The sequence below is a fragment of the Streptomyces hokutonensis genome, from assembly GCF_042751305.1.
Taxonomy (GTDB): Bacteria; Actinomycetota; Actinomycetes; order Streptomycetales; family Streptomycetaceae; genus Streptomyces; species Streptomyces hokutonensis_A.
On record NZ_JBHYWD010000005.1, the window covers coordinates 272388 to 285517 of the forward strand.

Genomic DNA, 13130 nt, shown 5'->3' on the forward strand with positions numbered 1-13130 from the left:
GGGGGGGGGGGGTCGAGGGGGGACCCCGCCCGCCACCCCCCCAAAAAACATTTTAGATCGCCTCCCCCCCGGGGGGGGGGGGCGCCCCCCCCGCCGGGGCCCCCCCCATCGTCGTAGCAGCTACTGGGCGTAGGCGGCGATGTCCTTGATCGCGGCGAAGCCGAGGCCGTACGCGCTCATACCCCTGCCGTACGCCCCCACGTGGACCCCCGCCTGCGTAGATCCGGCGAGCACCCAGCCGAACTCGGACTCGCGGTAGTGGAAGGGTGTCGGGACGCCGTCCACGGGCAGGGACAGGGTCGACCAGTCGTCGCCGGCGAGGTCGTCGGCCAGGACCCAGGCCGTCTCGGTCTGCTGCTCCAGCCAGTCGTCGCGCAGGGTGTGGTCCATCTGGCCGGGCCAGGTGAAGGACAGCAGTCCGACCCCGGCGAGCCAGGCCGCCGAGGACACCGAGGTGGCCTCCAGGAGGCCCGTGCCGTCGGCCGTGCGCCGGGCGGGGTTGCCCGCGACGGTGACGACCACCGCGAACTTCTCCTTGTCCTCCGTGCCTTCGTTGCGTACGGAGGGCTCGTCGCCGTGCCCGATCGAACCGTGCTCGACGGCACCGTCCGCCGCCATGCCCACCTGCATCAGCCAGCGCGGCCCCGTGAAGGCCTCGTCGAGGCCGTACCACGGGAAGGGCGCCAGCAGGTAGCCGTCGACCGTGCGCCGGGCGGAGGGGACCTGCTGTCCGCCCTCCGCGGCCGGCGCCTGCGCGCCTACCCGACTCGTCGTCTCCATGCCGGACGCCTCCTAGCTCTCGTCGGACCGGGGCGGCCCGCCCCCCTTCGGGCGGCTCGCCCGGTCCGCACAACAACTCGGCAGCATAGCCACCTCGTGGGAGGCAGCCCGGAAAGCGCCCGGCGCGTGAGGCGTGCGGAGGCCGTGTTCAGGCCGTACGAGGGCGTGGCAAACGTATGAAACGCGTCACGTGGGAAGCGTTTCAGGAGTCTCGCGGGAGGATCAGGTGGCGTCCGCGTCGAAGGGCGGGCGCTCGTCCTTCTCGGGGTCCTCGGGCTTCTTGGTCATGTCGAGACGACCACCGGAAGCGGGCGGGGAGCTCGGAGTGTCGGCGCTCTGCACCGCCTCCGTGACCTCGGCCATCTCCTTCTTCAGGTCGAAGCCGTTGCGGATCTCCTTGAGCCCCAGCTCGTCGTTGTCCAGCTGCTTGCGCAGGAACGTCTTGGGGTTGAGGTCCTCGAAGTCGAAGTCCTTGAAGTCCGGGCCCAGTTCCTCGCGGATGTCCGCCTTCGCGCTCTCCGAGAACTCTCGGATCTTCCGGATCGTCCGCATGACGTCCTGGATGACCTTCGGGAGCTTGTCCGGACCGAAGACGAGCACGGCGAGCACAATGATCGTCACCAGCTCGAGCGGTCCTATGTCATTGAACACCTGAAGCTCCTTGCGATGTCCTCGGTCCTCGGCCCTCGGTGGTCTGTGCGCGTCTTCCGTGGTCCGGGCCGGGTCCACGGTACCCGGCGATCCCACCCGACCGGTACTGTCCCGTGGGCTACGAGTGGGTGTACAGGACCGGTTTTCCGGGTTGTTTGCCTAGTGGGACGGGGCGCGGGGCTCCCACCTGTGACGTTTCTGTCAATACCGGCTCATTCACCGGTCGAGGAGCCCAGGACGAGCGACACGGTCATGTCCTTGCCGCCCCGCCGGAGCGTCAGGCGCAGATGGTCGCCGGGGCGGTGCGCGCGGGTCCGCACGATGAGTTCGTCGCCGGAGTGGACGCGCTCGCCGTCGACCTCGGTGATGACGTCGCCCGCCTTGAGCCCGGCCCTGGCGCCGGGACCGCCGGCGGTGACGGCGGGGCCGTCGCTGCCCTTCGTCGCGACGCGGGCTCCGTCCCCGCTGTAGTCCATGTCGAGGGTGACGCCGATGACCGGGTGGGTGGCCTTCCCGGTGTTGATCAGTTCCTCGGCGACGCGCTTGGCCTGGTTGACGGGGATGGCGAAGCCGAGCCCGATCGAACCGGCCTGACCGTCGCCCGTGACGGTCCCGTCGTCGGCCGACCGGATGGCCGAGTTGATCCCGACGACCCGCCCCTGGGCGTCCAGCAGCGGCCCGCCGGAGTTGCCCGGGTTGATGGGCGCGTCGGTCTGCAGGGCGTCGACGTACGAGACATCGCTCCCGTCCGCCGCGTCGCCGCCGGCCGTGATGGGCCGGTCCTTGGCGCTGATGATCCCGGCGGTCACGGTGTTGTCGAGGTCGAAGGGCGCGCCGATCGCGACGACCGGGTCGCCGACCCGCACATTGTCGGAGTTGCCGAGGGGCATCGGCCTGAGCCCGCGCACCCGGCTCACCTGCACCACGGCGAGGTCGTACCCGGTGTCGTGCCCGACGACCTTCGCCCTGGCGGTCTGTCCCCCGCTGAAGCTCACGGATATCTCGCCGTCGCCGCCCGCGGGCTGCACGACATGGTTGTTGGTGAGGATGTGCCCCCGCGTGTCCAGCACGATCCCGGTACCGGTCCCCGACTCCTCGTCCCCGCTCACATGCAGGGTCACCACACTGGGCAGCGCCCGGGCGGCGATCGCGGCCACACTTCCGGCCGCCCGCCCACCGTCCTCCGCACCCGCCTGCGGCAGCACGACATCTCCACCACCGACACCGTCCCGCTCCAGATACGCCCCTACGACACCTCCGACGCCGCCGGAGACCAGCGCGAGCACCAGCCCGGAGACGACGAGGAGTTTCCGGGTGCGGTTGCGACGCTGGTGGTGGGTGAGGGGTGCGGCACCGGTTTGCTGGAGGGGAGCCGCGGGTGGTGGGGGTGCCCAGGGGTCGTAGCGGTGCCAGGGGTCGGGAACGGGATCGGGGGCGGGATCAAGTGCGGCGGGAGTGCCGGAGGCCGTTGTGGGGGCGTGTGGGGCGTCGCCGGGCGCCTGCACGGGACGCTCCGGCTCGAAGTCGGCGTCGGTGGAAGCGAGTTCGGCACTCACGGCCGCACCGGGCGTCACCGCCCGCCCTCGACCCCACCACTTCGGCTTCGGTGTCTCCTCGTTCATGTGCTCCCCACCGCCCGCCGTGCCACCCCGTACTCCCCGGATTCAACCAGGTCGGCGGGGTGCGGGGCAGGGGCCGGTCAGCGCAGGGGGCGGGAGGAGGCGGAAGGGGATGGAGTGGGGGACGAGGTGGCGTCGGGTGCGCGCAGCAGGCCGGGGGCCGTGACATCGGGGGCCGTGGACCACGAGGTGAGGGCGACCGGCGGGTTGGTGTTGAGCGGACGTATCAGCGGGGACATGACCGCCGCACCGGCTACCACGGGCGCGGTCAGCGTGTGCATGACCTCGTCGTCGCCCCGGACGACCGCCGGGGACGGAACCCCGGGCAGCAGCGGCGCGGAGACGGAGGTCGGGGCGATCGGGGTGTCGCCGAGCATCGACCGCTGGCTCGTGCCCTGGGCGAGCAGGGGCCCGACACCACGGCGGCGCCCGGAGTCGGCGGCCGCGGCGCCCGTGCCCTGGGTGCGCGCCGGGGTCACTCCCGCGCCGCCCCTTGCCTCGGCGGCGGTGTCGCCCGGTGTGACCGTGGCGACGCCGCCCAGGGCGATCGCGGCCAGTGAGACCGCGCCGGCGGCGACGAACGCGAACCGCATTCCGCGCGAGGCGGAGCGGTCGGTGTCGTGCCGGCTGACGTCATGGATGCGGAAGCCCTCGCGGGCCGGTGCGGACGACGGGGTCAGGGCTGTCGCGGCGTGCGGGCCCGCGGGGACATAGCCGAACTCGAACGCGTCGAGCGGGCCGTCTCTTCTCACGCCGAAGAAGCCGGCCCCGGCGAAGAGTCCCCCGCCGGGTGGTTCCTCGGGGTCCGAGTCTCCGTCTCCCCCGGGGAGTCCCTGGAGGCGGGCCAGGAAGCTCTCGGAGGGCGGCGGCGGGGCCATTTCCGCGAACACGTTCTTCAGTCGGCGCTGCGCGTCGGCCTCGGCCTTGCACTTCGTGCAGGTGGCCAGGTGTGCCAGTACGCGATCGCGCGACTCATGACCGAGCTCCCCGTCCACCAGGGCGGAAAGTCGGTCTCCCAGGTGCTGCTCCGCAGGCGTAGGACGTGTTCCACTCACGCGGACGCGCCCCCTCCCCCCAGCGCGGGCACACGCGCCACGAAGGAACGGCGCTCGGCCCGTGCTTCCGGCGAGCGGTGTGCGAGGGCCTTGCGCAGCTGGGAGCGGCCACGGTGGATCCGGGACCGGACCGTGCCGAGCTTGACGCCCAGGGTCGCGGCGATCTCCTCGTACGAGAGGCCCTCGATGTCGCACAGGACGACCGCTGCCCGGAACTCGGGGGCGAGGGTGTCCAGGGCCTGCTGGACGTCGGCGTCGAAGTGCGCGTCGTTGAAGACCTGCTGGGGCGACGGCTCGCGGCTGGGCAGGCGCTCGGCCGCGTCCTCCCCTAGGGCGTCGAAACGGATGCGCTGCTTGCGGCGGACCATGTCCAGGAAGAGGTTGGTGGTGATGCGGTGCAGCCAGCCCTCGAAGGTGCCGGGCGTGTACGTCGACAGGGAACGGAAGACCCGGACGAAGACCTCCTGTGTGAGGTCCTCGGCGTCGTGCTGGTTCCCCGTCAGACGGTACGCGAGCCGGTACACACGGCCGCTGTGGGTGCTGACGATCTCCTCCCAGGTGGGCGGAGTCCACGCCTGCCCGTCCGCGTCGGTGGAGAAGGTCGCGGTCTGGGCATGGTCAGCGGCGTGGCTGTGGTCAGCAGCGGTGTCGTTCACGGATTTCGGCCTGCCCGCCGATCCGAGAAAGCGCCGGAGCACTCCTCCCCGATCCACAGGTACAGCCGCACCTCCCCTGTCGGCTCTGGTGGTGTCCAGTGGAGTCCCTACCATAGCCACCTCGCCCGTTAGCTCCGGATAAGGGGTTTTACGAGAATTTGATACACGCTCATACCGACCTTCCGACGGTACGAGCCGATGCTCGGGCCCCTGCTCCCGCCGCTGCTCGACGTCCTGATCCATCCTCATCCCCCGCTCTCCCCTCCGGCCTCGTCCCCCAGTGCATTCCTTCCCCTCTAAACGCCCGGTCCCATCAGCAGGTTCCCGGCACCAACGGATACAGTCACGCCCAGGCAACCACGGGGACAGGAGAGGGTCATTACCGGCAACCGGCAGACGAGCTGGGCGTTCGCCGACGCCTATGTCGCCGAGGACGAAGCACTGCGCTGGGCCCGGGACCGGGCCCGCGATGCAGGGCTGCGCTCGGTGTCGCCCGGCACGGGCGCCGCGCTGCGGATGCTGGCCGCCACCGTGGACGCGAAGGCGGTGGCGGAGATCGGTACAGGGACCGGCGTGTCCGGGATGCATCTCCTCTACGGCATGCGGCCGGACGGGGTACTGACCACCGTCGACCAGGAGCCGGACCACCAGCAGTTCGCCCGCCAGGCCTTCCGCGCCTGCGGCTTCGCCAGCAACCGGGCCCGCTTCATCCCGGGCCGCGCCCTGGACGTGCTGCCCCGGCTCGCGGACGCCGGCTACGACCTGGTGTTCTGCGACGGCGACCGGCAGGAGTTCCTGGACTATCTCGCTGAATCGTTGCGCCTGCTGCGTCCGGGTGGCCTGGTGGTCTTCGAGGGCGTCTTCGCCAACGGCCGCACCGTCGACTCGGGCCCGCAGCCGACCGAGGTGCTGCGGCTGCGCGAGCTGCTGCGGGCGGTACGCGAGAGCCCGGAGCTGGTGCCGTCGCTGCTCCCGGTGGGCGACGGACTGCTGTGCGCGGTCAAGCGGTAGGACGCCGTGGGAACTCGGGAAAGCAGCTGCCCCGGCACCATCTCGGATGCCGGGGCAGCTGAAGGGGTATGGTCGCGTTCCGCCGCGTCAGCCGACGACCTTCTTGAGGGCGTCGCCCAGGGCGTCGGCCTCGTCAGGGGTCAGCTCGACGACGAGCCGACCGCCGCCTTCGAGCGGAACGCGCATGACGATGCCCCGCCCCTCCTTGGTCACCTCGAGCGGGCCATCGCCCGTCCGCGGCTTCATGGCCGCCATGCTCGTTCCCCTTCCTGAAACCAGCTCATCGTCGCCGACGGCCCCATGGAGGGCACGCGCGGCCCCTAATGAGACACGCGTCACCGGCATCGAACACATTGCTTCCAAGCCATTATCCCGCATCTCAGGACCCGATGACCAACATCAGTCGGCATCGCTTGGGCAACGCGCGCGAGCAAAACCACTCAATTCGCCGATGTGACTGCGATACTGCGCCGCCGCGCGGACCCCGGCCGAGCGAAACCGCCTCGGAATTCTTTGACGCAGGTCACACGTCCGGTCCGGTGCGTGGACGGCGATCTCCGCCATGCTGTCCTACGGACACAGGGCGTACCGGCCGGTACGCCGGAGCGGCGACACCGGAGGGGACCCACCATGGCCGACACCGTGCTCTACGAGGTGAGCGACGGACTCGCGAAGATCACGCTGAACCGCCCGGAGGCGATGAACGCGCTGAACATCGCGACCAAGGTCGCCCTCCGGGAGGCGGTCCGGGCCGCGGCGGGCGACGACGCCGTACGGGCCGTGCTGCTGACCGCGGCCGGCGAGCGGGCGTTCTGCGTGGGCCAGGACCTCAAGGAGCACATCACGCTGCTGGCCTCCGACCGCGAGGCCGGAACCGGGGCGACGATGACCACGGTCAAGGAGCACTACAACCCCATCGTGCGGGCGCTGGCCGGGATGGCGAAGCCCGTGGTGGCCGGGGTCAACGGGGTCGCGGCCGGGGCCGGCTTCGGGCTCGCGCTGGCCGCGGACTACCGCGTCGTGGCGGACACCGCCGGCTTCAACACGTCCTTCGCGGGTGTGGCGCTGACCGCGGACTCCGGCATCTCCTGGACGCTGCCCAGGGTCGTCGGTCCCGGGCGCGCCTCCGACCTGCTGCTGTTCCCGCGCACGATCACCGCGCAGGACGCGTACGACCTCGGTATCGCCAACCGTCTCGTCCCCGTCGGCGAGTTGCACGCGGAGGCCGAGAAGGTGGCGCGGGCGCTGGCCGGTGGGCCGACGGTCGCCTACGCGGCGCTGAAGGAGTCTGTGGCCTACGGCCTCTCGCACACCCTTGAGGAGACCCTGGAGAAGGAGGACGAACTCCAGGCCCGGGCGGGCGCGTCGGAGGATCACGCGATCGCTGTGGATGCCTTTGTCAACAAGGAGACTGCGAAGTACTTGGGTCGCTGAGTTCTGAAGCTGCGGGTGCGTGGGGGCTGGTCGCGCCCCGCGGCGGAGCCGCATATCGACGCAGCCCCGCGCCCCTTACAGGGCGCTTCTCGCTACGCAGACTTCCAAGTGGTCGTTCACCAGTCCGCACGCCTGCATCAAGGCATACGCCGTCGTCGGCCCTACGAATTTCAGGCCCCGCTTCTTGAGGGCCTTGGACAGGGCCGTCGACTCCTCAGTGACCGCCGGGACGTCCCCGAGTCTCTTCGGGGCCGGGCCCGGCTTCGGGGCGTGCGACCAGATGAAGTCGTCGAGTTCGCCCGGCGCCCAGTCGGCCAGCACGCGCGCGTTGGCGATCGTCGCGTCGATCTTGAGGCGGTTGCGGATGATGCCCGCGTCGAGGAGCAGGCGTTCGCGGTCGGCGTCCGTGAAAGCGGCGACCTTGGCGATGCGGAAGCCGTCGAACGCGGCCCGGAATCCCTCGCGGCGGCGCAGGATCGTGATCCAGGACAGGCCCGACTGGAAGGCCTCCAGGGAGAGCCGCTCGTAGAGGGCGTCGTCGCCGTGGACCGGGCGGCCCCACTCCTCGTCGTGGTACGTGATGTAGTCCTCGGTGGACAGCGCCCAGGGGCAGCGCAGACCGCCGTCGGGACCGGCCACGGCCTCGCTCACTGGTGGTCGCCTTCCACGGGCTTCTCGATCGAGACACGGTGGCTCTGCGCGCCCGCCAGCGCGGACTCCAGGTCGGCGATCCGAGCGTCGCGCTCGGCGAGTTCGGCGGCGATGCGGCTCAGCGCGTCGTCCACCTCGGCCATGCGGTAGCCCCGCACGGCGAGCGGGAAGCGGATGCTCTCCACGTCGGCCTGGTCGACGGGCCGGTCCGGGGGCAGCGCGTCGTCGAGGCGCTCGGGCGCGACGTCGGGCAGTGGGGCGTTCTCGCCGCCGCCGATCACCGAGAGGGTCACGGCGCCGACCACGACGGCCAGCCCGACGACCAGGAACAGGAACATGAACATCGCTGGGGTCTCCACGAGCGTCGATGTCGGACGTGCCGAAGCCGAATGTGTCAGGGTCCGATCGTGCCATGCGACGCTGACAGTTAGGGTCACAGGCGGCTGAAGACCGGTCAGTACTAGGAGAGGTCACAGGGGATGCTCAGGCTGGGCAGGCGTGAATTCGACGCGCACGAGCCGGTGATCATGGCGATCGTGAACCGGACCCCGGACTCCTTCTACGACCAGGGGGCGACGTTCCGCGACGAACCGGCCCTCGCGCGCGTGGAGCACGCGGTGGCCGAGGGCGCCGCCATCATCGACATCGGCGGGGTCAAGGCCGGCCCCGGCGAAGAGGTCACCGCCGAGGAGGAGGCGCGGCGCACGGTCGGTTTCGTGGCCGAGGTACGGCGCCGCTTCCCCGACGTGATCATCAGCGTCGACACCTGGCGGCACGAGGTCGGCGAGGCCGTCTGCGAGGCCGGCGCGGATCTCCTGAACGACGCGTGGGGCGGCGTCGATCCGCGGCTCGCGGAGGTCGCCGCGCGGTACGGCGTGGGGCTGGTGTGCACGCACGCGGGCGGCGCCGAGCCGCGGACGCGCCCGCACCGGGTGACGTACGACGACGTCATGGCCGACATCCTGCGCGTGACCCTGGGGCTCGCCGAGCGGGCCGTTTCCCTCGGCGTGCCCCGGGAATCGGTGCTGATCGATCCCGGGCACGACTTCGGGAAGAGCACGCGGCACAGTCTGGAGGCGACGCGGCGGCTCGGGGAGATGGTCTCCACGGGGTGGCCGGTGCTGGTGTCGCTGTCCAACAAGGACTTCGTGGGGGAGACGCTCGACAAGCCGGTCAAGGAGCGGGTTGTCGGGACGCTCGCGACGACGGCGGTGTCGGCGTGGTTGGGGGCGCAGGTGTATCGGGTGCATGAGGTCGCGGAGACGCGGCAGGTGCTGGACATGGTGGCGTCCATTGCCGGGCATCGGCCGCCGGCTGTGGCGCGGCGGGGGCTGGCCTGATTTTTTCGCCCCCGCCGCCCCTGCCCGTCCCGTCCCTGGAGGCTGCCGCCCCCAGACCCCCGCTTCGGCCCTGAAGGGGCCTCGTCCTCAAACGCCGGACAGGCTGATCACTACCGGCCGGCTTCCTTCGACACCAGCGCGACCGCCTCGTCCACGTCGTCCGTCACGTGGAACAGCAGGAGGTCCTTCTCCGACGCCTTGCCCTGGGCGATCAGGGTGTTCTTCAGCCAGTCGACGAGGCCGCCCCAGTACTCGCTGCCGAACAGCACGATCGGGAAGCGGGTGACCTTCTGGGTCTGTACGAGGGTGAGGGCCTCGAAGAGTTCGTCGAGGGTGCCGAGGCCGCCGGGCAGGACCACGAAGCCCTGGGCGTACTTGACGAACATCATCTTGCGGACGAAGAAGTAACGGAAGTTCAGGCCGATGTCGACGTAGGCGTTGAGCCCCTGCTCGAAGGGCAGCTCGATGCCCAGGCCGACGGAGATGCCCTTGGCCTCCAGGGCGCCCTTGTTGGCCGCCTCCATGGCTCCGGGGCCGCCGCCGGTGATCACGGCCCACCCGGCCTCCACGAGGGCGTGTCCGAGCCGTACACCGGCTTCGTACTCCGGTGAGTCCGGCTTGGTGCGGGCCGAGCCGAACACGCTGATCGCGGGCGGCAGTTCGGCCAGTGTGCCGAAGCCCTCGATGAACTCCGACTGGATGCGCAGAACGCGCCACGGGTCGGTGTGGACCCAGTCCGAGGGGCCTCCCGCGTCCAGGAGACGCTGGTCGGTCGTGCTCGCGGTCACCTGGCCGCGCCTCCGGAGGACCGGTCCCAGGCGCTGCTCCTCCGGTGGCTGCTGCTTGCCCTCGGGGTTGCCTGTAGCCATGTGCGCTCCCTCCACTTGCAGGTGTTTCGTACCTCAGCGTAGGTCTACGCGGGTTACGGAGGGGGGACATACGGATGTCAGACGGTGAGCCAGTCCCGCAGCCGCCGTTCCGCCTCGGGGATGAGGGCCGCCTCGACCCTCTCGTCCACCTTGTGGGCGAGGAGTTGGGCACCGGGGCCGTAGTTCACCGCGGGCACTCCGAGGGCGCTGAAGCGGGCCACGTCGGTCCAGCCGAACTTGGGGCGGGCCTCGCCGCCGACGGCCGCCATGAAGGCCATCGCGGCCGGGTGGTCGAGGCCGGGGCGGGCTCCTCCGGTGTGGTCGTCGACGACGAACTCGTCGACCCCGCAGTCGGCGAAGTACTCGCGCACGAAGGCCTCCGCCTCCGCCTCGCTGCGGTCGGGCGCGTAGCGGAAGTTGACGACCAGGGTGCACGCGTCGGGGATCACGTTGGTGGCCACGCCCCCTTCCACCCGCACCGCGTTGAGGCCCTCGTGGAACCGAAGGCCGTCCACGACCGGCGTGCGGGCCTCGTACGCGGCGAGCTTGGCCAGCGCCCGCGAGGCCGCGTGGATCGCGTTGGAGCCCATCCACGCGCGCGCGGAGTGCGCTCGTTCACCCTTGAACTTCAGAAACACCCTGAGCGTGCCCTGGCAGCCGCCCTCGACCTGACCGTCCGTCGGCTCCAGGAGGACCGCGAAGTCGCCTGCCAGCCACTCGGGATGGGCTTCGGAGACGTGCTTGAGGCCGTTGAGCGGAGCGGCGACCTCCTCGTTGTCGTAGAAGACGAAGGTCAGGTCGCGGTTGGGGGCCGGGACCGTGGCCGCGAGGCGGAGCTGGACGGCGACGCCCGACTTCATGTCGCAGGTGCCGCAGCCCCACAGGACGCCGTGCTCGTCGAAGCGCGAGGGGACGTTGCCGGCGATGGGGACCGTGTCGATGTGGCCGGCCAGAATGACGCGTTCCGTACGGCCCAGGTTCGTGCGCGCCACGATGTTGTTGCCGTACCGGTCGACCGTCAGGTGGGGCAGGGCGCGCAGCGCGGTCTCGATCGCGTCCGCGAGGGGCTTCTCGCTGCCGCTCTCCGAGGGGAAGTCGACGAGCTGCGCGGTGAGCCGTGCGGCGTCCAGCGTGAGGTCAAGTGGGGTGTCGGCCATGCCGTCGACCCTAACGCCAAGGGCGTCTCCACCGTTTGTCCACACCCGGCTCAGCGGTAACAGGAGCCTCCGCTACCTTGTGGGGATGCCTGAGCAGTCCCCCACCCCAAAGAAGCGTCGACGCGGCCTCCTCTTCAGGTTCTCGGCCGCCTTCGTGGTGCTGCTCGCGGTCGCGGGCTATCTGGTCGTCCAGTACGTCACCGGCGGCCGGGGCGGCCCCGGTTGCAAGGTGGTCTCCGGGAAGGGCGACGGCCAGGAGTTCGAGTTCACGCAGGAGCAGACGATGAACGCGGCGACGATCGCCGCCGTCGGCACCGGGCGCGGGATGCCCGAGCGGGCCGTGACGATCGCGCTCGCGACCGCGATCCAGGAGTCGCAGCTCGTCAACATCACCCATGGGGACCGGGATTCGCTCGGCCTGTTCCAGCAGCGGCCCTCGCAGGGCTGGGGCACCGAGAAGCAGATCATGGACCCGACGTACGCGGCGGGTGTCTTCTACGAGCACCTGGCCAAGGTGGACGGCTACCAGAAGCTCCCGCTCACGGTCGCCGCGCAGCGCGTACAGCGCAGCGGCTACCCGGAGGCGTACGCCAAGCACGAGCCCGACGCCACGCTGCTGTCCGCCGCCCTCACCGGGCGGTCGGCCGCCACGCTGACCTGCCAGGGCCTCCCGGACTCCACCGTGACCACCACCGGCCCGGACGCCGTACGGGCCGCGCTGGTCCGGGACTTCGGGCGCGAGGTGCTGAAGGAGACCGGCGCGGAGGTGACCGGCGGCGGTTCCACGGCCAAGGGCACGTCCGCGTCGAAGTCCAGGGCCAAGTCCTCGGCCACGCCTTCGCCGAGCGCGAGTGCGACCGGTGGGAGCAGCACGGTGACCCTGCCGGTGCGGTCCGGCAGTACGAAGACCGGCTGGCAGCTCGCGCACTGGGCGGTGGCCAACTCCTCGGCGCTGCACATCGACCGGGTGTCGTACGCCGGGCGCGAGTGGGCCGCGGGCAGCGCGAACGATCCGTGGCACTCGACCGGCACCAAGGCCGTGGGCGGGGTCCGCATCCAGACCGAGGGGCCGACCGGGCAGTAGTACGGGTCCTCACCCGTAGGGGTTATGCGTGGTCGATCCGGGGCCGTGGGTGCTCAGGTTTTCGTGTGGTCACCCTCGGGTGCGCCGGAGTCCTTGAAAACAAAGGGCTGCAAGCAATCGGCGGGCTTTCGGGACGGGCGACCTTTGTCCGTTTTTATCCGTAGCTGATAATGCGACGCATTGCCAACTCTTTACGTTGGCGCTCCGCAACCTTCGCGCGCTTCGAGCGGTAGTCACTGCGTCCGAGCCCGGAGATCAACACAAGGAGCATCATGTCCCTCCCCCTGACCCGCCGGATCGCCCGTGCCGCGCTGCTCGTCGCAGCGGGAGCGGCAGCCGGGGTCGGTGCGGCCGGCTCCGCCAGTGCGGCCCCCTCCCTGCCGGCCACCCCCAACCTGGGCGCGCTGACCGCCCTGGACGGGGCGAGCGTCGGCAACACGGTCGACGGCGCGAGCCAGAACGTCACGGGGGTCGCCGGCAAGTCCGGTGGCCAGACGCTGGAGAAGGCGGTGCCGGCCGCAGGCAAGACCGGCGGGAAGGTTGCCAAGACGGTGGCTCCGGCCGCGCAGCATGTTGCCGGGGACACGGCGGGACAGGCCGGCGGCCTGCTCGGTGACACGGCCAAGACCGCCACGGCTGGTGGTGGCCTGCCGACCGACGCCGTGACCAAGGGTGGGCTGCCCACGGCTCAGGAGCTGCCGCTCAAGGGTCTGCCGCTTGGCTAGTTCGCCTGCGCTGAAGGGGTCCAGGGAATTCCCCTGGACCCCTTCTTGCGTTGTTCGTCGACTTACGGCCGGTGGGGGCTTGTCGCGCAGTTCCCCGC

The 13130-nt window shown here is 70.8% G+C and carries 15 protein-coding genes; 5 read left to right on the plus strand and 10 right to left on the minus strand.

The genetic code is table 11. From position 1 onward, the window contains the following. Window positions 1-120: 120 nt before the first annotated feature. From ACFXC1_RS16140 to sigE, 5 genes are all read right to left on the minus strand, one after another. Window positions 121-780, minus strand: a complete 660-nt coding sequence (locus ACFXC1_RS16140) for a hypothetical protein (RefSeq protein WP_019072078.1) — start codon at window positions 778-780, stop codon at window positions 121-123. Window positions 781-1002: 222 nt separating this feature from the next. After that, window positions 1003-1431 (minus strand): sec-independent translocase, encoded by a 429-nt coding sequence (locus ACFXC1_RS16145; RefSeq protein WP_019072077.1) that lies wholly within the window; start codon window positions 1429-1431, stop codon window positions 1003-1005. A gap of 212 nt (window positions 1432-1643) precedes the next feature. Beyond that, window positions 1644-3053, minus strand: a complete 1410-nt coding sequence (locus tag ACFXC1_RS16150) for a S1C family serine protease (RefSeq protein WP_381243090.1) — start codon at window positions 3051-3053, stop codon at window positions 1644-1646. Between the two features lie 77 nt (window positions 3054-3130). Further along, window positions 3131-4105, minus strand: a complete 975-nt coding sequence (locus ACFXC1_RS16155) for a zf-HC2 domain-containing protein (protein WP_381243092.1) — start codon at window positions 4103-4105, stop codon at window positions 3131-3133. Next, window positions 4102-4875, minus strand: a complete 774-nt coding sequence (gene sigE, locus ACFXC1_RS16160) for an RNA polymerase sigma factor SigE (protein ID WP_235029434.1) — start codon at window positions 4873-4875, stop codon at window positions 4102-4104. The genes ACFXC1_RS16155 and sigE overlap by 4 nt, the downstream gene beginning before the upstream one ends. 198 nt (window positions 4876-5073) lie before the next feature. Here sigE and ACFXC1_RS16165 point away from each other — a divergent pair, with 198 nt between their 5' ends. Next, window positions 5074-5772, plus strand: coding sequence for an O-methyltransferase (locus ACFXC1_RS16165; protein WP_381243541.1), 699 nt, complete (start codon window positions 5074-5076; stop codon window positions 5770-5772). A gap of 87 nt (window positions 5773-5859) precedes the next feature. Here the strand turns inward: ACFXC1_RS16165 and ACFXC1_RS16170 are convergent, their stop codons facing one another. Further along, window positions 5860-6027: a DUF3117 domain-containing protein gene (locus ACFXC1_RS16170; RefSeq protein WP_003966491.1), complete on the minus strand. Its 168-nt coding sequence runs from the start codon at window positions 6025-6027 to the stop codon at window positions 5860-5862. 375 nt (window positions 6028-6402) lie between these two features. On the opposite strand from ACFXC1_RS16170, the gene chcB reads away from it, so the two are divergent. Further along, the gene (gene chcB, locus ACFXC1_RS16175) at window positions 6403-7206 is read left to right on the plus strand and encodes a 2-cyclohexenylcarbonyl CoA isomerase (RefSeq protein WP_381243095.1); all 804 of its coding nucleotides are present in this window, start codon (window positions 6403-6405) and stop codon (window positions 7204-7206) included. A 75-nt stretch (window positions 7207-7281) separates the two neighbouring features. Here the strand turns inward: chcB and ACFXC1_RS16180 are convergent, their stop codons facing one another. Both ACFXC1_RS16180 and ACFXC1_RS16185 read right to left on the minus strand, forming a co-directional pair. Beyond that, window positions 7282-7857: a DNA-3-methyladenine glycosylase I gene (locus tag ACFXC1_RS16180; protein ID WP_381243097.1), complete on the minus strand. Its 576-nt coding sequence runs from the start codon at window positions 7855-7857 to the stop codon at window positions 7282-7284. Further along, window positions 7854-8195: a DivIVA domain-containing protein gene (locus ACFXC1_RS16185; protein ID WP_381243543.1), complete on the minus strand. Its 342-nt coding sequence runs from the start codon at window positions 8193-8195 to the stop codon at window positions 7854-7856. The genes ACFXC1_RS16180 and ACFXC1_RS16185 overlap by 4 nt, the downstream gene beginning before the upstream one ends. A gap of 141 nt (window positions 8196-8336) precedes the next feature. Here ACFXC1_RS16185 and folP point away from each other — a divergent pair, with 141 nt between their 5' ends. Further along, window positions 8337-9197, plus strand: coding sequence for a dihydropteroate synthase (folP, locus tag ACFXC1_RS16190; RefSeq protein ID WP_381243099.1), 861 nt, complete (start codon window positions 8337-8339; stop codon window positions 9195-9197). A 110-nt stretch (window positions 9198-9307) separates the two neighbouring features. Here folP and ACFXC1_RS16195 read toward each other — a convergent pair whose 3' ends face one another. Then, window positions 9308-10066 carry an LOG family protein gene (locus ACFXC1_RS16195; protein ID WP_043674715.1) on the minus strand — a complete coding sequence of 253 codons (759 nt, stop codon included), beginning with the start codon at window positions 10064-10066 and terminating at the stop codon, window positions 9308-9310. Between the two features lie 77 nt (window positions 10067-10143). Continuing rightward, window positions 10144-11223: a succinyl-diaminopimelate desuccinylase gene (gene dapE / locus ACFXC1_RS16200; protein ID WP_381243101.1), complete on the minus strand. Its 1080-nt coding sequence runs from the start codon at window positions 11221-11223 to the stop codon at window positions 10144-10146. 85 nt (window positions 11224-11308) lie between these two features. Here dapE and ACFXC1_RS16205 point away from each other — a divergent pair, with 85 nt between their 5' ends. Both ACFXC1_RS16205 and ACFXC1_RS16210 read left to right on the plus strand, forming a co-directional pair. Beyond that, window positions 11309-12307: a heavy metal transporter gene (locus tag ACFXC1_RS16205; RefSeq protein WP_381243103.1), complete on the plus strand. Its 999-nt coding sequence runs from the start codon at window positions 11309-11311 to the stop codon at window positions 12305-12307. Between the two features lie 272 nt (window positions 12308-12579). Beyond that, window positions 12580-13032 (plus strand): hypothetical protein, encoded by a 453-nt coding sequence (locus ACFXC1_RS16210; protein ID WP_019072065.1) that lies wholly within the window; start codon window positions 12580-12582, stop codon window positions 13030-13032. Window positions 13033-13130: the final 98 nt, after the last annotated feature.

Coding starts and splice junctions, on each gene's coding strand:
- ACFXC1_RS16140 (WP_019072078.1), bottom strand. CDS start 780: ATGGAGACGACGAGTCGGGTAGGCGCGCAGGCGCCGGCCGCGGAGGGC.
- ACFXC1_RS16150 (WP_381243090.1), bottom strand. CDS start 3,053: ATGAACGAGGAGACACCGAAGCCGAAGTGGTGGGGTCGAGGGCGGGCG.
- sigE (WP_235029434.1), bottom strand. CDS start 4,875: ATGGTAGGGACTCCACTGGACACCACCAGAGCCGACAGGGGAGGTGCG.
- ACFXC1_RS16170 (WP_003966491.1), bottom strand. CDS start 6,027: ATGGCGGCCATGAAGCCGCGGACGGGCGATGGCCCGCTCGAGGTGACC.
- chcB (WP_381243095.1), top strand. CDS start 6,403: ATGGCCGACACCGTGCTCTACGAGGTGAGCGACGGACTCGCGAAGATC.
- ACFXC1_RS16185 (WP_381243543.1), bottom strand. CDS start 8,195: ATGTTCCTGTTCCTGGTCGTCGGGCTGGCCGTCGTGGTCGGCGCCGTG.
- folP (WP_381243099.1), top strand. CDS start 8,337: ATGCTCAGGCTGGGCAGGCGTGAATTCGACGCGCACGAGCCGGTGATC.
- ACFXC1_RS16195 (WP_043674715.1), bottom strand. CDS start 10,066: ATGGCTACAGGCAACCCCGAGGGCAAGCAGCAGCCACCGGAGGAGCAG.
- dapE (WP_381243101.1), bottom strand. CDS start 11,223: ATGGCCGACACCCCACTTGACCTCACGCTGGACGCCGCACGGCTCACC.
- ACFXC1_RS16205 (WP_381243103.1), top strand. CDS start 11,309: ATGCCTGAGCAGTCCCCCACCCCAAAGAAGCGTCGACGCGGCCTCCTC.
- ACFXC1_RS16210 (WP_019072065.1), top strand. CDS start 12,580: ATGTCCCTCCCCCTGACCCGCCGGATCGCCCGTGCCGCGCTGCTCGTC.